The organism is Pseudomonas sp. R28(2017) (assembly GCF_002112505.1).
Classification (GTDB): domain Bacteria; phylum Pseudomonadota; class Gammaproteobacteria; order Pseudomonadales; family Pseudomonadaceae; genus Aquipseudomonas.
Map to the genome: position 1 here is coordinate 45083 of NZ_NEHW01000022.1, position 24189 is coordinate 69271.

At 66.2% G+C, this 24189-nt stretch carries 9 protein-coding genes and 1 pseudogene (1 of these 10 running past the window's edge); 8 read left to right on the forward strand and 2 right to left on the reverse strand.

Features of this window, described 5'->3' with window-relative positions; genetic code table 11:
* From CAF78_RS28920 to CAF78_RS26155, 4 genes are all read left to right on the forward strand, one after another.
* Positions 1 to 4145: the end of a non-ribosomal peptide synthetase gene (locus tag CAF78_RS28920; RefSeq protein ID WP_085679519.1), read on the forward strand. It extends 18271 nt beyond the left edge of the window; 4145 of the gene's 22416 nt are visible here — the last part of the coding sequence; its start codon lies beyond the left edge, outside the window; it ends in the stop codon at positions 4143 to 4145.
* Positions 4142 to 15553 carry a non-ribosomal peptide synthetase gene (locus CAF78_RS26145; protein WP_085679522.1) on the forward strand — a complete coding sequence of 3804 codons (11412 nt, stop codon included), beginning with the start codon at positions 4142 to 4144 and terminating at the stop codon, positions 15551 to 15553. The genes CAF78_RS28920 and CAF78_RS26145 overlap by 4 nt, the downstream gene beginning before the upstream one ends.
* Positions 15554 to 15691: 138 nt before the next feature.
* Positions 15692 to 16849: a macrolide transporter subunit MacA gene (macA, locus tag CAF78_RS26150; protein WP_085679525.1), complete on the forward strand. Its 1158-nt coding sequence runs from the start codon at positions 15692 to 15694 to the stop codon at positions 16847 to 16849.
* A 2-nt stretch (positions 16850 to 16851) separates the two neighbouring features.
* On the forward strand, positions 16852 to 18855 hold the full coding sequence (locus CAF78_RS26155) for a MacB family efflux pump subunit (protein WP_085679527.1): 2004 nt from the start codon (positions 16852 to 16854) through the stop codon (positions 18853 to 18855).
* A 127-nt stretch (positions 18856 to 18982) separates the two neighbouring features.
* Here the strand turns inward: CAF78_RS26155 and CAF78_RS26160 are convergent, their stop codons facing one another.
* Positions 18983 to 19627, reverse strand: a complete 645-nt coding sequence (locus CAF78_RS26160) for a helix-turn-helix transcriptional regulator (protein ID WP_085679545.1) — start codon at positions 19625 to 19627, stop codon at positions 18983 to 18985.
* Positions 19628 to 19846: 219 nt separating this feature from the next.
* On the opposite strand from CAF78_RS26160, the gene hisN reads away from it, so the two are divergent.
* Both hisN and CAF78_RS26170 read left to right on the forward strand, forming a co-directional pair.
* On the forward strand, positions 19847 to 20638 hold the full coding sequence (gene hisN, locus CAF78_RS26165; protein ID WP_085679530.1) for a histidinol-phosphatase: 792 nt from the start codon (positions 19847 to 19849) through the stop codon (positions 20636 to 20638).
* 106 nt (positions 20639 to 20744) lie between these two features.
* The gene (locus CAF78_RS26170; RefSeq protein ID WP_085679533.1) at positions 20745 to 21476 is read left to right on the forward strand and encodes a hypothetical protein; all 732 of its coding nucleotides are present in this window, start codon (positions 20745 to 20747) and stop codon (positions 21474 to 21476) included.
* A gap of 51 nt (positions 21477 to 21527) precedes the next feature.
* Here CAF78_RS26170 and CAF78_RS26175 read toward each other — a convergent pair whose 3' ends face one another.
* On the reverse strand, positions 21528 to 22508 hold the full coding sequence (locus CAF78_RS26175) for a LysR family transcriptional regulator (RefSeq protein ID WP_085679536.1): 981 nt from the start codon (positions 22506 to 22508) through the stop codon (positions 21528 to 21530).
* A 358-nt stretch (positions 22509 to 22866) separates the two neighbouring features.
* On the opposite strand from CAF78_RS26175, the gene CAF78_RS26180 reads away from it, so the two are divergent.
* Positions 22867 to 24027, forward strand: a complete 1161-nt coding sequence (locus tag CAF78_RS26180; protein ID WP_085679539.1) for a glycine betaine/L-proline ABC transporter ATP-binding protein — start codon at positions 22867 to 22869, stop codon at positions 24025 to 24027.
* A 22-nt stretch (positions 24028 to 24049) separates the two neighbouring features.
* Positions 24050 to 24189 (forward strand): annotated as a pseudogene (locus CAF78_RS28865) (glycine/betaine ABC transporter permease); the annotation flags it as partial.

The following is a 24189-nucleotide window of genomic DNA, read 5'->3' on the forward strand; positions in this document are numbered from 1 at the left end:
TCGGCGGTGATCGCCTGCGCCAGTTCGAGCGCGATCCGGGCTTTGCCCTGGTCAACAACTATGGCCCGACCGAGGCCACCGTGGTTGCTACGTCCGGGCAGCTGCAAGCGGGGGGCGCGCTGCATATCGGCACGCCGATCGCCAACACCCGGGTGTACGTGCTCGACGAGCACCGTCAGCCAGTGCCGGTGGGTGCGGTCGGTGAGTTGTACATTGGCGGGGCAGGGGTTGCCCGGGGTTACTTGAATCGCCCGGAGCTGACCGCGGAACGCTTCAGCGACAGCCCGTTCGCGGTTGGCGAGCGGCTGTACCGCAGCGGTGACCTGGTGCGCTGGAATGCCGATGGCACACTCGACTACCTGGGCCGCAACGATGACCAGGTGAAGGTCCGCGGTGTGCGTGTCGAACTGGGCGAAATCGAGGCAGTGCTGGCGGCGCAGCCAGGTGTCGCCGATGCCGTGGTGCTGGTGCGTGACGGGCGCCTGCTGGCCTGGTTCACCGAAGCCGCACCGGTGACGGTGCAAGCCCTGCGCGAGGCGCTGCAGGCCAGCCTGCCGGCGCATCTGTTGCCGCTGGCGTTCACGCGCCTGGCCGCCTTGCCGCTGACCAGCCATGGCAAGCTCGACCGCAAGGCCCTGCCAGACCCAGACCCGGCACTGCTTGCCGGCCAGGGCTACGTGGCACCGCAAGGCCCGGTGGAAACGGCCCTGGCGCAGGTGTGGGCGCAGATGCTCAACCTCGAACAGGTAGGGCGCCATGACAACTTCTTCGAACTGGGCGGCCATTCGCTGCTGGCCGTGAACCTGACTGCGCGCCTGCGCCAGCAAGGCTTGCAGGTCGACGTACGGACGCTGTTCGGCCAGCCGACCATTGCCGCACTGGCCGCCACCCTGGGCCAGGCGCAACAGGTGCAGGTTCCGGACAATCTCATCCCGGCCGGCTGCCAGCACATCACCCCGGCGATGCTGCCGCTGGTGGCGCTGGAGCAGGTTGCCATCGACCGCATCGTCGCCCAGGTACCGGGTGGCGCTGGCAACGTCCAGGACATCTACCCGCTGGCACCGCTGCAAGAGGGCATCCTCTACCACCATGTCAGCGCCGCCGAGCATGACCCCTACGTGCTGCAGTCACGCTTCGCCTTCGCCAGCCGTGCCCACTTCGACGCCTTCGCTGCCGCGCTGGACAAGGTCATCGCCCGGCATGACGTATTGCGCACGGCCGTGCTCTGGGAGGGGCTGCCCCAGCCGGTTCAGGTGGTGTGGCGCAAGGCGCCGCTCGGCGTGTTCGAGGCTGAGGCGGGCCAGGCCCGGCTCGAGTTGGCTAAGGCCCCGTTGATCCGCTTGCTGTTCACCGAGACGGCTGGTGGCATCGACGCCACCCTGCAGTTCCACCACATTGTGCTCGACCACACGGCCATGGAGGTCGTCGGCGAGGAACTGATCGGCTTCTTGCAGGCTGATGCTGAACCTGGCCATGCACCGGTGCCGTACCGCAACTATGTAGCGCAGGCGCGCCTGGGCATCAGCCAGGCCGAGCACGAAGCGTTCTTCCGGGCGCAATTGGCCGACATCGATGAACCGACCCTGCCGTATGGCCTTGGCGATGTACAAGGCGATGGCCGTGATATCGAGGAGGCGCAGCTGTGGCTGGGCGCCGACCTGGCCCTGCGCCTGCGCCAGCAGGGGCGGCAGCTGGGGATCAGCGTCGCCAGCCTGTTCCACCTGGCCTGGGCGCGCCTGCTGGGTGCCGCCAGCGGTCAGGACCGCGTGGTGTTCGGCACCGTGCTGCTGGGCCGCCTGCAAGGCGGCGAAGGCGCCGAGCGGGCGTTGGGCATGTTCATCAACACCTTGCCGCTGCGCATTGACCTTGCCGGCGTCAACCTGCGCGAGGCGGCGCATGCCACCCACCAGCGGCTCAGTGCGCTGCTGGCCCACGAGCATGCCTCGCTGGCATTGGCCCAGCGTTGCAGCGGCGTGGCCGCGCCGCTGCCACTGTTCAGCGCCATGCTCAACTACCGCCACAGCACGGTGGCCACCGCACGCCAGCAGCAGGCGACCGAGGGTATCGTCAACCTCGCCAGCCAGGAACGCAGCAATTACCCGCTGGGCCTGAACGTCGATGACACGGGCGAAGGCTTCCGCCTGGTGGCCATGACCCCGGCCGAAATTGGCGCGGCGCGTATCTGCGGGCAGATGAACCAGGTGCTGGAGGCCATGGTCGAGGCGCTGGAGCATGAGCCTGATTTGCCGGTGCAGCGCCTGCCGGTTCTGGAAGCCGAGGAGCGCCAGCGCGTGCTGGCCGATTTCAACGACACGGCGGTTGAGTACGATCTTGAGCAGACCTTGCATGGTCTGATCGAGGTGCAGGTGGCGCGTACACCGGATGCACTTGCCGTGCGGGCTGACGAGGGTGAACTGAGTTATCGCCAGCTCAACGAGCAGGCCAACCGACTCGCGCATCACCTGGTCGCCCTGGGCGTCAAACCGGATGATCGTGTGGCGATCTGTGTCGAACGTGGCCTGTCGATGGTGGTCGGGTTGCTGGCCATTCTCAAGGCCGGTGGCGCTTACGTGCCGGTCGACCCGGATTACCCGGCCGAGCGTGTGCGTCATATGCTGACCGACAGCGCGCCAGTGGCGGTGCTGGTGCATGCGGCGACCCGTCATGTGCCGGATGCCGGGCAGGTCATCGATCTGGATCAGCCGACCTGGGGCGAGCAACCGACCAGCAATCCTGTTGTTACCGGACTGACACCACGGCATCTGGCGTATGTGATCTACACCTCCGGTTCGACTGGCTTGCCGAAGGGCGTGATGAACGAACATGTCGGCGTGGTGAACCGCCTGCTGTGGATGCAGGATGCCTATCAGCTCGGCGCCGATGATGTGGTGTTGCAGAAAACCCCGTTCAGCTTCGACGTGTCGGTGTGGGAGTTCCTCTGGCCGCTGCAGACCGGTGCGCGCCTGGTCATGGCCCGCCCGGGAGGGCACCGCGATCCTGAATACCTGCGCCAGGTCATTCGCGACGAAGGCGTCACCACCTTGCACTTCGTGCCGTCGATGCTGGATGTGTTCCTGTCTTCCACAGCAAATACCCCCCCTGTGGGAGCGGGTTCACCCGCGAACACCGGCGAAGCCGGTGCCATGCACCGCGCTGGCTTCTTCGCGGGCAAGCCCGCTCCCACAGGGACGGTGCAGGTTCTCAAGCGCGTGCTGTGCAGCGGTGAAGCCTTGCCGGGCAGCCTGGTGCGCCGCTTCCACGCCCAGTTGCCAGCCGTAGAGCTGCAAAACCTCTACGGCCCGACCGAAGCGGCAGTGGACGTCAGTGCCTGGCACTGCCTGGCCGCACCAGACAACACTCCGATCGGCAAACCCATCGCCAACACCACGCTGTACGTGCTCGATGGCCAAGGCCAACCGGTGCCGCAAGGCGTGGCCGGCGAGTTGTTCATCGGCGGTGTCCAGGTCGCCCGTGGCTACCTCAACCGCACCGAACTCACGGCTGAGCGCTTCATCGACGATCCGTTCCGCCCGGGCGGACGGCTATACCGCACCGGCGACCTCGCTCGCCACCTGACGGACGGCAACCTCGAATACCTGGGCCGCAACGACGACCAGGTGAAAATCCGTGGCCTGCGCATCGAACTGGGCGAAATCCAGGCCGGCCTGACCGCCATCGACGGCATCAAAGAAGCCGTGGTCGTGGCCCGTGATCAGCGCCTGGTCGGGTACTACACCGGCGAACCGAAAACCATGGAGGCCCTGCGCACGGCACTGCTCGCGCACCTGCCGGTGTTCATGGTCCCGGCGCTGTTCATGCACCTCGAAACGCTGCCGTTGAGCCCCAACGGCAAACTCGACCGCAAGGCACTGCCTGCGCCCGATGCCATCCAGGATCGCGCCTATGAAGCGCCCGAGGGCGAAACCGAAACCCTGCTGGCCGCCCTCTGGTGCGAGTTATTGGGCGTGGAACGGGTAGGGCGCCACGACAACTTCTTCGAACTGGGTGGCCATTCGCTGCTGGCAGTGACCCTGACCTCCCGCTTGCGCGAACAAGGCCTGGAAGCCGACGTGCGCGCGCTGTTCGACCAACCGACCCTGGCCGGCTATGCAGCCATCACAGACAGAATGGAGATCGTCCTGTGAGTATCAACCAACTCTTGGCAACACTTTCGGCCAACAACGTGCAGCTGGCGCTCAAGGACGGCCAGCTGGTGGTCCAGGGCAACCGCCAGGCGCTGACCGACGCCGCGCTGGTGGCACGCCTGCGCGAGCACAAGCCGGCGCTGGTGGCGCTGATCGAAAGCGGTGAATACGTGGCCGTGAAACAGGGCGCCGTCCACGTGCCGGGCAACCTGATCCCGCCCGGCTGCACGCGGATCACCCCGGCGCTGGTCAACCTGGTCGATCTGGACCAGGACACCCTCGACCGCCTGGTCGCGGAGATTCCCGGTGGCGCTGCCAATGTCCAGGACCTTTACCCGCTGGCGCCGCTGCAGCAGGGCATGTTGTTTCACCACGCCAGTGCCAATGGGCACGACCCGTACGTGATGCAGGCGCGCTTCGTGTTCGCCAGCGAGGCGCGCCTGCAAGCGTTTGCCGAAGCCCTGCGCGGGGTGATCGCGCGGCACGATATCCTGCGCACCTCGGTGCACTGGGCGGGCCTGGAAACGCCGCTGCAGGTGGTGTGGCGGCAAGCCGACCTGCAGGTGCTCGAGCTGCCCGGTGATGACCCGGCGCGTGGCTGGCTCGAGCTGACCCAGGCCCCGCTGATGCGCCTGTTGCGCGAAGCGCCCGAGGCCGATGGCAGGCTCAGTGCCACCTTGCAGTTCCACCATATCGCCATGGACCACAGCGCCCTGGAGGTGGTGCGCCACGAACTGATCGCCTTCCTCACGGGCGAAGATCACGGCCTGGGCACGCCGGTGCCGTTTCGCAACTACGTGGCACAGGCGGTGCTCGGTGTCAGCGAAGCGCAGCACGAGGCGTTCTTCCGCGAGATGCTCGGCGATATCGACGAAGCGACGTTGGCCTACGGCATCCAGGACGTGCAGGGCAATGGCGGCAGCCAGCAAGAACACATGATCGACCTGCCACTTGCCCTGTGCCAGCGCCTGCGTGCCCATGCCCGCAGCCTTGGCGTGAGCGTCGCCAGCGTGTTCCACCTGGCCTGGGGCCGGGTACTGGGGGGGCTGACCGGGCGCGAGCGGGTAGTGTTCGGTACCGTATTGATGGGGCGCCTGCTGGGTGCCGAAGCCACCGACCGGGCGCTGGGGATCTTCATCAACACCTTGCCGCTGCGGGTCGACCTGAACGACAGCGACCTGCCGACGGCGATCCGCGCCACGCACCAGCGCCTGAGTGCGCTGATGCGTCATGAGCATGCGCCCCTGGCCCTGGCCCAGCGGTGCAGCGGCGTAGCGGCCCCGGCGCCGCTGTTCAATGCCTTGCTCAATTACCGCCATAGCGCAGTGGGCGCCTCCGCACCCCGGCGCGCGGCGTTGGCCGGTATCGATATCGTCGACTCCGCCGAGGCCACCAACTACCCGTTGACCTTGAGTGTCGACGACCTCGGCGAAGCCTTCCGCCTGACCCTGCTGGCCAGCGCCGAGGTGCCGGCCGAGCGTGTCTGCGCCTACCTGCAGCAGACGCTGGAAAGCCTGCTGCAGGCGCCCGATGCCCAGGTCCTGGCGCTGCAGATGCTGCCAGGCAGCGAACGCCAAGCCCTGCTGGAAGGGTTCAATGACCATGCGAGCCGTTTCGAGGCGACCCTGACCCTGCATCAGCGCATCGAACACCAGGCGCACGCGCACCCCGACAGCCTCGCCGCCACCTGCGGCGAACAGACCCTGGGCTATGCCGACCTCAACCGCCAGGCCAATGCGCTGGCGCATCGGTTGATCGCACTGGGCGTGCGCCCCGATGACCGCGTGGCGGTGGTCGCCTGCCGCGGGCTGCAGACCCTGGTCGGGCTGCTGGCCGTGCTCAAGGCTGGCGCCGGCTATGTCCCCATCGACCCGGCGCACCCGGATGAGCGGGTGCACTACCTGCTCAGTGACAGTGCCCCTGTGGTGGTGCTGACCCTGCAGGCGCTGCGCGGGCGCCTGGGCGCGGTCGAGGTGCCGGTGCTGCTGCTGGACCAGCCCGACTGGCCGGCCCTTGTCAGCAACCCGACCGTGTCGGCACTGGGGGCCAGCCAGCTGGCCTACGTCATCTACACCTCAGGCTCCACCGGCCAGCCCAAAGGGGTGATGGTCGAGCACCGCACCGTCAACAACCTGGTCGACTGGCACTGCCGCGCCTTCGACCTGTGCCACGGCCGCCACACCTCGTGCCTGGCCGGCTTCGGCTTCGATGCCATGGCCTGGGAAGTCTGGCCGGCGTTGTGCGCGGGGGCCACGCTGCACCTGGCACCGCCCGCCAACGGCCATGAAGACCTCGATGCCATGCTCGCCTGGTGGCGCAGCCAGCCACTGGACGTGAGCTTTTTGCCCACGCCCGTGGCCGAATATGCCTTCAGCCACCAGCTCGAACACCCGACCCTGCGCACCCTGCTGATCGGCGGTGACCGGCTGCGCCAGTTCAACCGTACCCAGCGCTTTGCCGTGGTCAACAACTACGGCCCGACCGAAACCACGGTGGTGGCAAGCTCCGGGGTGGTCGAGGCGGGCGGGGTGCTGCATATCGGCCGGCCGGTGGACAACGCGCGCCTGTACGTGCTCGACGCGCAGCGCCAACCTGTGGCGCTGGGGGTGCCGGGTGAGCTTTACATCGGCGGTGCCGGCGTGGCGCGCGGTTACCTGAACCGCCCCGAGCTGACCGCCGAACGCTTTCTCGACGACCCCTTCAACCCCGGTGGCCGCATGTACCGCAGCGGTGATCTGGTGCGCTGGCTGGCCGATGGCACGCTCGACTACCTGGGGCGCAACGACGACCAGGTGAAGATCCGCGGCGTGCGCATCGAGCTGGGCGAGATCGAAAGCCGCCTGGCCAGCTTGCCGGGTATCAACGAGGCGGTGGTGCTGGCCCGTGAGGACCAACCCGGCCAGCCGCGGCTGGTGGCTTACTTCACGCCCCAGCCGGATGTCGAGGCGGCCACTCCGGAAGGCCTGCGTGCGCAGCTGCAGGCGCACCTGCCGGACTACATGGTGCCGGTGGCATTCGTCGAGCTGCAGGCCCTGCCACTGACCGCCAACGGCAAGCTCGACCGCCGCGCCTTGCCCAGGCCCGAGCGTTCGGCGCTGTTCGAGCAAGGCCACGAGCCCCCTGAAGGCGAACTGGAACACGCCCTGGCACAGATCTGGGCCGAGTTGCTGCAGGTCGAGCAGGTGGGGCGGCGTGACCACTTCTTCACCCTTGGCGGGCATTCGCTGCTGGCCATGCGCATGGTTTCGCAGGTGCGCCTGCGCCTGGGCGTGGAACTGCCCCTGGCCGAGCTGTTCGCCAATGCCGAACTGGCGGCCGTGGCCCAGGTGCTGGCGGGGGCCGGGCGCAGCGAGCTGCCGGTGATCGTGCCGGTACCCCGCGAGCAGCCGCTGCCGATGTCGTTCGCCCAGCAGCGGCTGTGGTTCCTGGCGCAGATGGACGGTGGCAACCAGGCCTACAACGTGCCGCTGGCCCTGGGCCTGCGCGGGCCGCTGGATGACGACGCCCTGGAGTGCGCCCTGTTGCGCATCGTCGAGCGCCATGAAACCCTGCGCAGCCACTTCGTGCCACGCGATGACAGCGCCGAGGTGATCATCGGCACGACGGCCGGTGCAGGGTGGTTCCAGCGCGAGGACATTGCCCCGGATGCAGTGCCCGGCAAGCTGCGCGAAGAGGCCGGCCGGCCCTTCGACCTGGCCCATGGGCCGTTGCTGCGGGTGCGCCTGCTGCGCCTGGATGCGCAGCACCATGTGCTGGCGTTGACCGTGCACCATATCGTTGCCGACGGCTGGTCGCTGGGGGTGCTGACACGAGAGCTGGGCGCCCTGTATCCGGCCCTGTGCCAAGGCCTGGACGACCCGCTGCCCGCGCTGGCCATCCAGTACGGCGACTATGCGGTGTGGCAGCGACGCTGGCTGGCCGGCGAGCAGTTGCAGCGCCAGGCCGATTACTGGCGCCAGGCGCTGGATGGCGCACCGACCTTGTTGAAACTGCCGAGCGACCGGCCACGCCCCGAGCGCCAGGATTTCGCCGGGGCCAGCCTGCCGCTGCAACTGGACCCGCGCCTGGCGGCCGGCCTGCGCACCCTGGCCCTGCGCCACGGGGTCACCTTGTACATGACCGTGCTGGGCGCCTGGGCGGCCTTGCTGGCCAGGTTGGCCGGCCAGGACGAGGTGGTGATCGGCTGCCCGGTGGCCGGCCGTGGCCATGCTGAGCTCGAAGCGCTGGCGGGGCTGTTCGTCAACACCTTGGCCATACGCATCGACAGCGCTTCGGCCGCCACCACCGAGGCGTTGCTCGGCCAGGTCAAGGCCCGTGTGCTGGCGGCCCAGGCGCACCAGGACCTGCCGTTCGAGCAGGTGGTCGAAATCGTTCGGCCCGCCCGCAGCCTGGGCCACACGCCGTTGTTCCAGGTGACCCTGAACTGGCAGGCAACCCAGGGCGCTGCCTTGCAGCTGGATGGCTTGCAGCTCGAAGCCGTGGCGCAGGCCGCGCAGGTGGCCAAGTTCGACCTCACCCTGAACCTGGGCGAGCACGCTGATGTGCTGGCCGGCAGCCTCGATTACGCCACGGCGCTGTTTGACGAAGTGACCGTGCGGCGCTACCTGGGCTACCTGGAAACCTTGCTGTGGGCGATGGTCGGCAACGACCAGATGCCGCTGGAGCAGGTTGACCTGCTTGGCCAAGAAGAACGCCATACCCTGCTGCACCGTTACAATGCGACCGCAGCGGATTACCCACGTGAGCTGAGCGTGGCACGCCTGTTCGAGCAGCGTGTGGCCCGTCATCCGCTGGCCCTGGCGGCGGTGCACGGCCAGCAGGCGGTCAGCTATGGCGAGCTCAACCTGCAGGCCAACCGCCTGGCCCATTACCTGATCGCCGAAGGCGTGGCCCCCGGCGCGCGCGTGGCGATCCTGCTGCCGCGCTCGCTGCCCTTGCTGGTGGCGCAACTGGCGGTGCTCAAGTGTGCGGCGGTGTATGTGCCGCTGGATATCCATGCGCCGGTCGAGCGCCAAGCGTTCATGGTCGAAGATTGCCAGGCGGTGATGCTGTTGACCCAGGCCGATACCTTGGCGAACTTCCCGGTACGCCGGGTGGACCTCGACGCGCAGGTACTCGACCTGCAAGCCGGGCACAACCCGGGCCTGGCGCAGGAAGCGGGCAATGCGGCCTACGTGATGTATACCTCGGGCACCACCGGCAAGCCGAAGGGCGTATGCGTGCCGCAGCGCGGTATCACCCGCCTGGTGCTGAACAACGGCTACGCCGACTTCAATGCCCGGGACCGCATCGCCTTTGCCTCCAACCCGGCATTCGATGCCAGCACCATGGACGTGTGGGGCGCGCTGCTCAACGGCGGGCAGGTGCGGGTGATCGATCACCAGACCCTGGTCGACCCTCAGCGTTTCGCCCAGGCGCTGGTGGATGACGGCATCACCGTGCTGTTCCTGACCACGGCGCTGTTCAACCAGTACGTCCAGCTGCTGCCCGATGCGCTGGCGGGCCTGCGCATCCTCATCAGCGGCGGCGAGCGTGCCGAACCGGCGGCTTTCCGGGCGTTGCTGGAGCGAGCGCCGGGCCTGCGCCTGCTCAATGGCTACGGGCCGACCGAGACCACGACCTTCGCCGTGGCCTGCACTGTCCAGGCGCTGGCATTGAATGCCACCCAGGTACCGATTGGCCAACCGATCGGCAACACCCAGGTCTATGTGCTCGATGCCCATTGCCAGCTGGTGCCGCGCGGGGTGGTCGGCGAGCTGTACATTGGCGGCGACGGTGTGGCACTGGGTTATCTCAATCGGCCTGAACTTACCGCCGAGCGCTTCATCGACGACCCGTTCAGCCAGCGGCCCGGGGCCAGGCTCTATCGAACCGGCGATCTGGTGCGCTGGCAGCCTGACGGCCAGCTGGAATGCCTGGGCCGCAATGACGACCAGGTGAAGATCCGCGGCTTTCGCATCGAACTGGGAGAGATCAGGCAACAGCTGTCGCAGTGCCCGGGCATTGGTGACGTGCAGGTTTCGGCGATACCGGACGGGCAAGGGCCGCTGCGCCTGGTTGCCTGGTTCACCCGCCACGACGCGGCGCTCGATGCCAGCGCCTTGCGCGGCTTCCTGCGCGGTCGGCTGCCCGACTACATGCTGCCGGGTGCCTATGTGGCACTGGCGCGGATGCCGCTGACCAACAATGGCAAGGTCGACCACAAGGCGCTACCGCTCCCTGGCCCGCAGGACTTTGCTGCAGCGGCCTACGAAGCGCCGCAAGGCGAACGCGAAACCGTGTTGGCTCAGCTGTGGGGGGAACTGCTGCAGCTGGAGCGGGTTGGGCGCCAGGACCGCTTCTTCGAGCTGGGCGGCCACTCGTTGCTGGCCATGCGCATGCTGGCCCAGGTGCGCCAGCGTCTGGGGCTGGAGCTGGCACTGGGCGAGCTGTTCGCCGATGACAGCCTGGCAGCGGTCGCGGCCAGCCTGGGCAGCCACGCCGAGCGCGCCTTGCCGGCGATCCAGCCGGGCCCACGGCTGGGCAGCCTGCCGCTGTCGTTCGCCCAGCAGCGGCTGTGGTTCCTGGCGCAGATGAGCGAGGGCAGCACGGCCTATCACATTCCCCTTGGGTTGCACCTGCACGGGGCGCTGGATACGTTGGCGCTGGAGCGGGCATTGCGGCGCGTGGTGGAACGTCACGAGAGCCTGCGCAGCCACTTTGTGGCGCAGGATGGCCAGCCGCGTGTGGTGCTGGCGGCGGATGCCCGTGGTTTCCAGCTGGTCAGGGAAGATGCGCGCGAGTTGGGCGAACAGGCGCTGGCGCAGCTGCTCGAACAGGCCGGCAGCGAACCCTTCGCGCTGAACCATGACCTGCCGATTCGTGGCCGTTTGCTGCAACGGGCCGAGGATCACCACATCCTGCTGCTGACCGTGCACCACTTGGTAGCCGATGGCTGGTCGCTGGCTGTGCTGCTGCGCGAACTGGGCCAGCTGTACCCGGCGTTCAGCGCTGATCGCGACGACCCGCTGCCGGCTTTGCCGGTGCAGTACCTGGATTACGCCTTGTGGCAGCGCCGCTGGCTGAGTGCTGAAGCCTTGCAGCGCCAGGCCGATTATTGGCGTGAGCAGTTGGCCGGGGCGCCGACGCTGGTGAGCCTGCCCTGGGACCGGCCGCGGCCGGAGCGCCAGCAGTATGCCGGTGACAGCATTGTGCTCAGCCTGGGGCCGCGCCTGAGCGATGAGCTCAAGGCCGTGTGCCGGGCCCAAGGGGTGACCCCGTACATGCTGTTCATGGCGGCGTGGGCGGTATTGCTGACGCGCCTGGCCGGGCAGGATGAAGTCGTGATTGGCTCACCATTGGCCAACCGTCGTCAGGCCGAGGTCGATGGCCTGATCGGCATGTTCGTCAATTCCATCGCCGTGCGCGTGGACACGTCGGGTACACCGGATGTGGCCACGTTGCTGGCGCGGGTCAAGGCTGCCGTGCTGAACGGGCAGGCGCATCAGGACCTGCCCTTCGAGCAGGTGGTCGAGGCCGTGCGCCCGCCACGCAGCCTGGCCCATACGCCGCTGTACCAGGTATCGCTGGACTGGGACGCAACGCCCGAGCGCCAGGCCTTGCAGCTGGGCGACCTGGCGGTGACGGCCGTGGGCGGGCAGGCGCGTATCGCCAAGTTCGACCTTAGCCTGAGCCTGGGTGAAGATGCCGATGGCTTCAGTGGCGGCATCGTGTTTGCCACCGCGCTGTTCGATCGGGCCACTGTCGAACGCTATGTGGGGTATCTGGAGCAATTGCTGTGGACCTTCGCCGAAGGCGAGCGCGCCGTTCCGGCTCACACAGGGCTGCCGAATGCCGATGAGCGCAAGCGGCTGTTGCTGGAGTTCAACGACAGCGCAGTCGATTACGACCTAGAGCAGACCTTGCATGGTTTGATCGAGGTGCAGGTGGCGCGTACACCGGATGCACTTGCCGTGCGGGCTGACGAGGGTGAACTGAGTTATCGCCAGCTCAACGAGCAGGCCAACCGACTCGCGCATCACCTGATCGCCCTGGGCGTCAAACCGGATGATCGTGTGGCGATCTGTGTCGAACGTGGCCTGTCGATGGTGGTCGGGTTGCTGGCCATTCTCAAGGCCGGGGGTGCTTACGTGCCGGTCGACCCGGATTACCCGGCCGAGCGTGTGCGTCATATGCTCAGCGACAGCGCGCCAGTGGCGGTGCTGGTGCATGCGGCGACCCGCCATGTGCCGGATGCCGGGCAGATCATCGATCTGGATCAGCCCAGCTGGAATGACCAGCCTGCAAGTAACCCCGTGATTGCAGGCCTGACGCCACAACATTTGGCCTACGTGATCTACACCTCCGGTTCGACCGGTCTGCCCAAAGGCGTGATGAACGAACATGCCGGCGTGGTGAACCGCCTGCTGTGGATGCAGGATGCCTATCAGCTTGGCGCCGATGACGTGGTGTTGCAGAAAACCCCGTTCAGCTTCGACGTGTCGGTGTGGGAATTCCTCTGGCCGCTGCAGACCGGTGCGCGCCTGGTCATGGCCCGCCCGGGAGGCCATCGTGATCCCGAGTACCTGCGCCAGATCATCCAGGACGAACGCATCACCACCTTGCACTTCGTGCCGTCGATGCTGGATGTGTTCCTGTCTTCCACAGCAAACACCCCCCCTGTGGGAGCGGGTTCACCCGCGAACACCGGCGAAGCCGGTGCCATGCACCGCGCTGGCTTCTTCGCGGGCAAGCCCGCTCCCACAGGGACGGTGCAGGTTCTCAAGCGCGTGCTGTGCAGCGGTGAAGCCTTGCCGGGCAGCCTGGTGCGCCGCTTCCACGCCCAGTTGCCAGCCGTAGAGCTGCACAACCTCTACGGCCCGACCGAAGCGGCAGTGGATGTCAGCGCCTGGCACTGCTTAACCGCCCCCGACAACACCCCGATCGGCAAACCCATCGCCAATACCACGCTGTACGTGCTCGATGGCCAAGGCCAGCCGGTGCCGCAAGGTGTGGCCGGCGAGCTGTTCATCGGCGGTGTCCAGGTCGCCCGCGGCTACCTCAACCGCGCCGAGCTCACGGCAGAGCGCTTCATCGACGATCCGTTCCACCCTGGCGGACGGCTGTACCGCACCGGCGACCTCGCTCGCCACCTGGCGGACGGCAACCTCGAATACCTGGGCCGCAACGACGATCAGGTGAAAATCCGTGGCCTGCGCATCGAACTGGGCGAAATCCAGGCCGGCCTGACCGCCATCGACGGTATCAAGGAAGCCGTGGTCGTGGCCCGTGATCAGCGCCTGGTCGCGTACTACACCGGCGAATCGAAAACCATGGAGGCCTTGCGCACGGCACTGCTCGCGCACCTGCCGGAATTCATGGTCCCGGCGCTGTTCATGCACCTCGAAACGCTGCCGCTGAGCCCCAACGGCAAGCTTGACCGCAAGGCGCTGCCCGCACCCGAGGCGGCCGAGGAGCGCCCGTACGAAGCCCCGGTCGGTGAAACCGAAACCCTGTTGGCCGCGCTCTGGCGCGAGCTGCTGGGTGTGGAACGGGTAGGGCGCCACGACAACTTCTTCGAACTGGGCGGCCACTCGCTGGCAGCGATTCGGCTGATCGACAAGCTTGGCAAGGCCGGCCTGATGGCCGCGATCAATGACGTGTTCCAGCAGCCCAGCGTAGCGGCGCTTGCCCAGCATCTGGGGGCCGGCCACCCCGGTCAGGCACAGACAGTGGTGAATGTGCGTGCCAGCGGTACCCAGGCGCCGTTGTTCCTGGTCCACGAATTCACCGGCCTGGACTTCTACTTCCCGGTGCTGGGCCAGCACCTGCCGGGGGACTTCCCGATCTACGGCCTGCCGGGTATCCCGTGTGGTGAAGCCCAACCGCGTACGCTGGAGTGCCTGGCACGCTACCAGATCGCGCAGCTGCGCAAGGTCCAGCCCCACGGCCCTTATCGCCTGGCAGGCTGGTCGTTTGGTGGCGTACTGGCCTTCGAGATGGCCAACCAGCTGCTGGGTGCGGACGAGGGGGTCGAATTCCTTGGCCTGATCGATACCTACGTGCCGCGCCTGGCCGATCAGGGCAAGGCCCGCTGGCAGGGGCCGCGGGCCCTGGAAAACCAGCTGCTGCTCAACTGCAACCGTTTCTGGCATACCCAGGGCGAGGCGGGGACCGCGCCGTTGGCGCAGCTGCAGCGCCTGGAGGCCCAGCACAGCGACTTCGCCAGCCTGCTTGCCAGTTGCCGAGAACACCATCTGCTCTACGGCTTGTGGTCGAGCATGAGCGATGTGCAGTTGCGCCACTACTTCGAGCGCGAACTGGCCCACGGTCACGCCATGGCCCATTACCGCCTGGCGCCACTCGATATGCCGGTGCACCTGTTCCGCGCCGAGCAAGGCAGCGACAGCCTGTCGAGCCTGGGCTGGCACGAGGCGTTGCCGACCCAGGCGTTGCTCGAATGCGACGTCCCCGGCGACCACCGCAGCATGATGCAGGAACCCCACGTAGCGGCGCTGGGCGCAGCGATGGTCCAGGCACTGGCAAGGCTGCCGGCGGCTGCCGAGCAGCCGGCTCATCAACCGTTGGTGGCGATCCAGACCGGGCAGCCGGGCCACGCACCGGTGTTCTGCGTGCCCGGTGCCGGCGATAGCGTCACCAGTTTCATTGGCCTGGCCGAGGCCCTGGGGCCGGATTGGCCGCTGTACGGCCTGCAGGCGCGCGGCCTGGATGGCAGTCGGGTGCCGCACAGTACGGTGGAGGCTGCTGCCGACTGCCACCTGCAGGCCATCGAGGCGCTCTACCCGCAAGGCCCGCTCAACCTGGTCGGCCATTCGTTCGGAGGCTGGGTCGCGCATGCCCTGGCCGCGCGCTTCGAAGCCAAGGGCCGCCAGGTGCGTTCGCTGACCCTGATCGACAGCGAGGCGCCGGGTGAGGGGGGCTCATGCGGCAGGCCTTACACCTTCGGCGAGGCGCTGCAAAAGCTGATCGATGCACTGCAGCTGTCCACCGGCAAGGCCTTGGGCATCGAGCCGCAGGCCTTCGCCCAGGTCAGCGACGACGAGCAAGTGCGCCAGTTGCATGCGGCCATGGTGCGAATCGGCCTGCTGCCGGCACGTTCGACCCCGCGGGCGCTGGAGGGCACGGTGCGCACCTTCGCCACGGCACTGCGCACCCGCTACCAGCCGGGTTTGAGCTACAGCGGGCCTGTAGAGCTGGTGCTGGTGGATGACCCGAGCCTGGACCCGGCCGGCAACGCCGCTGAACAGGCGGCGATGCACGCCGGCTGGCAGGCGCTGATGCCGCAACTGGCGCTGTGGCAGGGGCCGGGCGACCACTTCAGCATCCTCAAGGTGCCGGACGTGTTCAGCCTGGCGGCCTGGTGGCACGACGGCCAGGCGCTGCAGCAAGGCAAGGTGACGCAGCAATAGAAGGAGCCTCGGCCCCCATGGGAGCGGGGTCACCTGCGAATGCGATTGTGGCTTTACCGACGCGTTCGCGGGTGAACCCGCTCCCACGGGGCAAGAGGCAAGCCGTTGATCATGTGTTCTGAATGGAAGTGAGTGTTCATGGATAAGTCCAGATTCCGCAAGTTCAGCCTCGGCGCCGCCGTGGCCCTGGTCGCCGGCATCACCTTGTACGCGGTCCAGGCCCCGGCCAAGGCGCCGCAGTACATCATCGCCACGGTCGAGCGTGGCGATATCGAGAACGCGGTGCTGGCCACCGGTATCCTCGAAGGCATCAAGCAGGTGGATGTCGGCGCGCAGGTGTCCGGGCAGCTGAAGTCGCTCAAGGTCAAGCTGGGCGACAAGGTCAGCGAGGGCCAGTGGCTGGCCGAGATCGACCCGCTGGTGCTGCGCAACACCTTGCGCCAGGCCGAAGTCGATGAGGAGAAACTGCAGGCCGAAAAACGCTCGACCCAGGCCCAGCTCAGGCAGGCCAGGCGGGTGTACGAGCGCTACCGCGAACTGCAGGCCGACGAGTCGGTGTCGCGTCAGGACTTCGAAAACGCCGAGTCGGAATACGAAGTGCAGCAGGCCGCAGTGCGTTCGCTCGACGCACAGATCCAGAGCGCCCGGGTCGAGATCGACACGGCCCGGGTCAACCTCGGCTACACCCGCATCAACGCGCCGATCACCGGCCATGTGGTGGGCATCGTCACCCAGGAAGGGCAGACCGTGATCGCCAACCAACTGGCGCCGATCCTGCTCAAGCTGGCCGACCTCGACACCATGACGGTCAAGGCGCAGGTGTCGGAGGCCGACGTGATCCACATCACCCCGGGGCAGGCGGTGTACTTCACCATCCTGGGCGAGGACAAACGCTACTACGCCAAGTTGCGCGGCACCGAGCCTGCGCCGCAGAACTACGCACAGAGCACCGACAAGAGTGACGGCAGCAGTGCCAAGCCCAACGGCGCGGTGTTCTACAACGCGCTGTTCGAGGTACCCAACCCCGACCATCGCCTGCGCATCTCGATGACCGCCCAGGTGCATATCGTCCTCGATACCGCCGCCGCTGTGCTGACCGTGCCGGTGGCGGCGCTGGGCCTGCGCAACGCGGACGGCAGCTTCCCGGTGCGGGTGCTCGATGCCAAGGGCTTTGCCCAGGTGCGCAACGTGCAAACCGGCATCAACAACAACGTCAAGGTGCAGGTCAAGGACGGCCTGGCCGAGGGCGACCGGGTGGTGATCGGCGAGCCGGTGTCTGGCGAAGCAGGGGCGTGAGCATGAACATGAATGTCGAGCTGACCCCGCACAGGGCCGTCGCCAGCGGCCAGGGCGAACCGCTGCTGCGCCTGCAGGGCGTGACCCGCAGCTTCCTTGCCGGTGACCGCGAGTTCCTCGCGCTCAAGGGCATCGACCTGCAGATTCGCAGCGGCGAGCTGGTGGCGATCATCGGGGCTTCCGGCTCGGGCAAGTCGACCCTGATGAACATCCTCGGCTGCCTGGATAACGCCAGCAGTGGCAGCTACCAGGTCGGCGGCCAGGAAACCCGCGAACTGGACGACGATGCCCTGGCCGCCCTGCGCCGCGACCACTTCGGTTTCATCTTCCAGCGCTACCACCTGCTGCCGCACCTGGATGCGCTGCATAACGTCGAGATCCCGGCCGTCTATGCCGGCTCGCCACAGGGCCAACGCCACCAGCGCGCACGGGAGCTGCTGACCCGCCTGGGCCTTGGCGGGCACCTTGAGCATCGCCCAAGCCAGCTGTCCGGCGGCCAGCAGCAACGGGTCAGCATCTGCCGGGCGCTGATGAATGGCGGCCAGGTGATCCTCGCCGACGAGCCGACCGGCGCCCTGGACACCCGCAGCGGCAAGGAGGTGATGAACATCCTGCTGGAGCTGCACGCCGCCGGGCACACGGTGATCCTGGTGACCCACGACCCCAAGGTTGCCGCCCATGCCGAACGCATCATCGAAGTCAGTGACGGGCAGATCATCAGCGACCAGCGCAACGCCCACGAGGCACTGCCCGTGCCCGCGGCCGAGCCTGCGCCCACGCTGCCGGCCGCCAGGCGCCTGGTCGCCAGCCTGGGGATGTTCCGCGAGGCCTTCAAGATGGCCTGGATCGCGCTGGTCTCGCACCGCATGCGCACCTTGCTGACCATGCTCGGGATCGTCATCGGCATCACCTCGGTGGTGTCGATCTCGGCCATCGGCGAAGGTGCCAAGGGCTACGTGCTCAAGGACATCCAGGCGATCGGCAGCAACACCATCGACATCTACTCGGGCAGCAACTTCGGCGACAGCCGGGCCAAGACCATCGAGACCCTGCTGCCGGCCGACGTGGCGGCCCTGAACGCGCTGTACTACGTCGACAGCGCCACCCCGGTGATCGGCCAGAGCACCTTGGTGCGCTACCGCAACCTGGATGTCGACGTACAGCTCAATGGCGTCAGCGAACACTACTTCCAGGTGCGCAACATCCCGTTGGCCGCCGGCATCGTGTTCAGCGCCGACGACGCCCGGCGCCAGGCGCAGGTGGTGGTGATCGACCACAACACCCGCAAGCGCCTGTTCGGCAGCAATGTCGACCCGCTGGGGCAGGTGATCCTGGTCGGCAACCTGCCGTGCACGGTGATCGGCGTAACCGCCGAGAACAAGAACCTGTTCGTCGCCAGCAACCAGCTGAACATCTGGGTGCCCTACGAAACCGCCGCCGGCCGCGTGCTTGGCCAGCGCCACCTCGACAGCATCAGCGTGCGCATCAAGGACGGCGTGCCGAGCAAGCGGGTGGAGGAGGAGGTGACCAAGGTGATGCTGCAGCGCCATGGCACCAAGGACTTCTTCACCAACAACCTCGACAGCATCATGCAGACGGTGCAGAAGACCAGCCGCTCGCTGACCTTGCTGCTGTCGCTGATCGCAGTGATCTCGCTGGTGGTGGGCGGTATCGGGGTGATGAACATCATGCTGGTGTCGGTGACCGAGCGCACCCGCGAGATCGGTATCCGCATGGCGGTGGGGGCGCGGCAGTCGGACATTCGCCAGCAGTTTCTGGTGGAGGCGGTGATGGTCTGCCTGTTTGGCGGGGTGGTCGGGATCGGACTGTCGTACGGGATCGGCTATCTGTTCGAGCTGTTCGTGAAACAGTGGGAGATGGTGTTTTCGCCGGCGTCGATCGTCATGGCGTTTGCCTGTTCGACCTTGATTGGCGTGGTGTTCGGGTTTGTGCCGGCCAGGAATGCGGCGCGGCTCGACCCGATCGAGGCATTGGCCAGGGATTGAAGCTCGCCTGTTCCGGCCTCTTCGCGGGCAAGCCCGCTCCCACAGGTTCACCACGGCCTTTGAGTGCATGCAGTACCTGTGGGAGCGGGCTTGCCCGCGAAGAGGCCGGCGCAGGAGAAAACAGGGCTCAGGCTTCGGCGTACATCCAGCGCATCAACGAATGCCGCCCGCTGATCCCCAGCTTGATCGCTGCCCGACGCAGGTAGCTCTCCACGGTATTCACCTTCAGCGCCAGCCGCTCGGCCTGTTCCGGGGCCGTATGCCCGGCCAGCAACCCCAGGCACACCTGGCACTCACGCTCAGAGAGCTTCAGCCCTGACTGGCCGATGCGCTCCAGAAAACGCGCTTCGAGGCTTTCCGGTGCGCTACGTTCGGCAGTTGGCTGAAGAGCGTCGATATGCTTCTCCAGCATCGGCAGCAGCAGGGGCGAGATGTCATCCAGGCGGCTGCGTTCATGGGCCGAAAAGCCATAGGTCGAGCCCGCGCGCAGCACCTGGATCTCATAACGCGATTCGCCCTTGCGACGGATCAGGTGCAGGCGCGCCGGGTCGCTGAAATCACCTTCAAGGCAGTGATCAGAGGTAAACACGGTTTCATTGACCAGCGCCGAGTCGTTGCCACGTTCGGCAGCTACCACAGGCAACTGGCGAATCTGCATGGCATCGATGCTCAGGTGAGCCTGGATCAGGTCGTGGAGCATGCGCGGGAACTGGCGGCTGCCGGTACTGGCAATGACTTTGCCGATCTGCGGGTAGAGCAAGTGCGAATTCATCGTGTCATCCATGAGGTCCGGTGGAGCGAATCCCGCCTGGCTGCTGGCCAGCATCCTGGGCCTGCTGCGGGAGGTGCTTGGTATCCTAGTACAACGATTGAGTGACCGTTAAATGAAGTGGCAATAATGGCATAATAGTGGCACCTGTTTGTCGACGTCTACTGCCATGCGGGTTGTCGGGTATGATGCAGCCCCGACATTTCCCACGAGGCCTGCCCCATGTCCCTGAGCGCTGAACAGATCGGCGAATTCCAAGCCTTCGCCGAACAGCTGGCCGATGCCGCTGCAGCGGCGATCACGCCGTATTTCCGTGCCAGCCTGGAGGTCGAGGACAAGGGCGGGCGCCTGTACGACCCGGTAACCGTTGCCGACAAGGCGGCCGAAGATGCCATGCGTGAACTGATCCAGGTGCGTTACCCGGAGCACGGTATTCTCGGTGAAGAAGCTGGCGTGGCGGTGGGCAGCAGCCCGCTGACCTGGGTGCTCGACCCAATTGACGGCACCCGCGCGTTCATCACCGGCCTGCCGCTGTGGGGCACGCTGATTGCCCTGAACGATGGGACACGGCCGGTGGTGGGTGTGATGAACCAGCCGTTCACCGGCGAACGCTTCGTGGGCACCCCGCAAGGTGCATGGCGCAGCGGTACGCCGCTGAAGACGCGTGCCTGCGCCGACCTGGCTTCGGCCACGCTGATGTGCACCACGCCGGACATGTTCGACACCGCCGAGCGCAAGGCGGCGTTCGAAGCCGTGGCCGGCAAGGCGCGGTTGATGCGCTATGGCGGTGATTGCTATGCCTACTGCATGCTGGCTTCGGGCTTTGTCGACGTGATCGTCGAGGCGAGCCTGCAGCCGTATGACGTGCAGGCGCTGATGCCGATCATCGAAGGGGCCGGTGGGGTGATTACCGCGTGGGATGGCAGCAGCGCGCAGAATGGCGGCTGTGTGGTGGCCTGTGGTGACCCGGTGTTGCATGCGCAGGTGGTGGAGATGCTGCGTCACGCCATGTGATGGATGTGTTGCCTGTACTGGCCGCACTTTTTCCGATTTCCGGGCTCTATGCTTGGCCAGGCCGTACCGACTCCCGGTGCGGCCGCCGAATACGACCCCGGTGCCGATGGTTGCAAGCAATCCCCGATTCTTCCCACGCCTGCTGCTGGCAGGCGCCCTGATTGGCCTGGCCGGCTGTAGCCAGCAGCAAGGCCACGACATCGTCAGCCAGTTCGGCAACGGCAAGCCCAGCGAGCTGTTCCAGACCAGCGTCGACCGCATGGCCACGCTGGCCATGCGCGACAACCTGCAAAGCCTGTACCTGCTGATGAACAAGCTGTACCTGCGCAATCCCAACCAATGGAAAATGTCCGGCTATGTGGATGCCGCCACCGCCGAGCGGCAGATCCGCATCGCCATCGAACAGCGCCAGCCCTTGCCGCAACTGGGCAACCGCCGCGATCTCGCCGCCCTGAGCTATGCCTTGAACCCGGATTTTCGTGGCGACCGGGTCGGTGCCTTCATCTACGCCATCGGCAGCATGCTGATTACTGCGCACGGCGGGCGTACCGAGTTCTACATGACCGATACCATCGACCCGCTGTTCGTCAACAACGCGGCGCGCAATATCGAGAAGGCAACCTGGATGCTCAGCCAGCGGCAGGATACCAACGGGGTGCTGTTGCTGTTTTCCAACGAGATTTCGGAGGAGGGCAACAACCTGAGTTTCGCCGTGGAGTTCGGCAAGATCGTGGCGCGGCTGGATCTGCTGGCGGAGTTGCTGGATGAGCGGTATCGGCGGATTGGGTTGAATTATGCGCAGAGTCTGCTGTTGATGAATTTTTTGCCGGTGCAGTGAGGCGTATCGGCTGGCAGGTGCTGTGGCGCGCACCCAGCCGCGCCCCGGTACTCACGCCATACGCAACTGCTCCAGCAGCGGCTGAAACTCCTGCAGCAACCATTCGCGCAAGCGCCGGCAACTGGAGTCGTGTTCCTTTTCCTCGTTGAAGGCCAGGAAATGGAAGGTGTCCTTGAGCACCAGTTCCTGCTCCACCGGGCGCACCAGCAAGCCCTGGGCCACCAGCGGCGCGATCAGGTGATGCCAGCCCAGCGCCACGCCCTGGTTGTTCAGCGCCAGTTGCACCAGCAGGTTGTAATCGTTGGCATTGAAAAAATGCGGCGCGGTGCTGGCGCGGCTCTTCAGGTCGACATCGTGCAACGCCAGCCAGACATTCCAGTCGACATGCTCGGCGACTTGCGAGCGGCCATAGGGAGTGAGGTTGAGCAGCGTACCGTCGCGCAAGCCCTCCAGCGTGCGCAGTTCGGGGTGCGAGGCCAGGTACTGTGGCGTGCACACCGGGTAGATCACGTCATGGTTCAGAGGGTGCGAACTGTAGCCCGCCTGCACCTTGCCCAGCTTGGTGATGTAGATGTCCGGACGCACCCCCGGCTCCATCGACAGGAAGTTCTGCGTGGTCACCAGATTGATGTCGATGTCCGGGTTTTCGTCGAGGAACCTGGGCATGCGCGGCCCCATCCATAACGCGGCAAACGCCGGCGAGCAGCACAGGGTGACCACATGCCGGGTGTTGGTGTTGCTGCGGATGCGCTCGGCGGCCTGGGAGATGTTGACGAACGACAACTGCACCGCATCGAAGAAGATCGAACCGGCCACGGTCAGCTCCACCGCCCGGCCCACGCGGGTGAACAGTTCGGCGCCGAGGTAGGTTTCCAGCTCGCGGATCTGCCGGCTGACGGCGGCCTGGGTCACGCACAGGGCCTCGGCGGCGCGGGTGAAGTTCTGGTACTTGGCGGCGGCGACGAAGACTTTCACGGCGCGCAGCGACGGCATCTTGATCAGCGTCTGATCGGGTTCGGAGTGTCTGACCATGGTGGTGGGGCGAGGTCCTTCGTCTAGCCAGGTGGACCACTCTAGCCTGTAAACGGCCTGGCGGTAAACGCAACGGCGGTCTAGCGCCGCGCTTGCAGGCCGATTGATAACTTCAGGTAATGGTTTGGGCGGTACAAATGTCGTTGGACCCGGTCTGGATCAAGGCCTAACGTGAAACCCACGGCGCGGCATTCGCGACAGCGATGTCGAATAACTTTGAAGCAGGACTTCTGCGTGCCGGTTTTGACTCACGTTCGAATTTGAACGGACTGCCAAGCGTACTCGCACTGATCTCTACCCGCCTTATTGAAAGTGCGATGTTCAAAGATTGGTTAATAAGCATAATAAAGAGGGTCGTATGAGCCATGCCGATGAGATTCTTTCGGTAAAAAACATCTTCAAGGTTTTCGGGCCCAACCCCGACATGGCCATGGAGATGCTCCGCAAGGGCGCCGACAAGAACGAAATCTTCAGCAAGACCGGCCACGTCGTCGGCGTGTTCGATGCAAGCTTTTCCGTCAAGCGTGGCGAGATCTTCGTCATCATGGGCCTGTCCGGTTCGGGCAAGTCGACCATGGTGCGGCTGTTCAACCGCCTGATCGAACCCACCTCCGGCAGCATTCACCTCAACGGCAAGGAAATCACCGGGCTCTCCGACAAAGCCTTGCTCGACGTGCGCCGCAAGGAAATGGGCATGGTGTTCCAGTCCTTCGCCCTGATGCCGCACATGAGCGTGCTGGAAAACACCGCCTTCGGCCTGGAGATTGCCGGCGTGGCGGAAGCCGAGCGCCACAGCCGTGCCCGTGAGGCGCTGAGCCAGGTGGGCCTGGCCGGCCACGAGCACAGCTACCCGCACCAGCTGTCCGGCGGCATGCAGCAGCGGGTGGGCCTGGCGCGGGCATTGGCCAACGACCCGACCATTCTGCTGATGGACGAGGCGTTTTCCGCCCTCGACCCGCTGATCCGCAGCGAGATGCAGGGCGAGCTGATGCGCCTGCAGGCCGAGCAGCAGCGCACCATCATCTTCATTTCCCACGACATCGAGGAAGCCATCCGCATCGGCCACCGCATCGCGATCATGGAAGGCGGGCGGGTGGTGCAGATCGGCACCCCGCAGGAGCTGATCAACCAGCCGGCCAACGACTACGTGCGTACCTTCTTCAAGAGCTTCGACAGCTCGCGGGTGCTCAAGGCCGGTGACCTGGCGAAGTTCGACCCGGCCGTGGTGTGCAAGGTCAATGGCAAGGCGCCGAGCTTCCAGGCCGGCGTGCCATTCGGCTACCTGGTCGACGACCGCGGGCAGTTGCTCGGCGTGGTCGACACCGATGCCAACGGCGCCAGCGCCAGTGAGCGCTACAGCCTGCACGAGCAGCAGCCGGTGTACACCGACACGCCACTGCACGAGGTGCTGGGCATTGCGGCCGACCTGCCGTATCCGGTGCCGGTGCTCGACCGCCAGGGGGCCTTCAAGGGCACCGTGTCGAAGAACGAGCTGCTGCAGACCCTGAGCCGCCACTAAGCACAAGAAGAGGTAAGCCCTCATGTCCGAATTCAGCCTTCTCGACCCGTTCCAGGCGGCCACCATCCCCCTGGGCGACTGGGTCACTGCAACCCTCAACTTCCTCGTGCACAACTTCCGCGAGGTGTTCCGCGCCATCCGCTGGCCGATCGACCAGGTGCT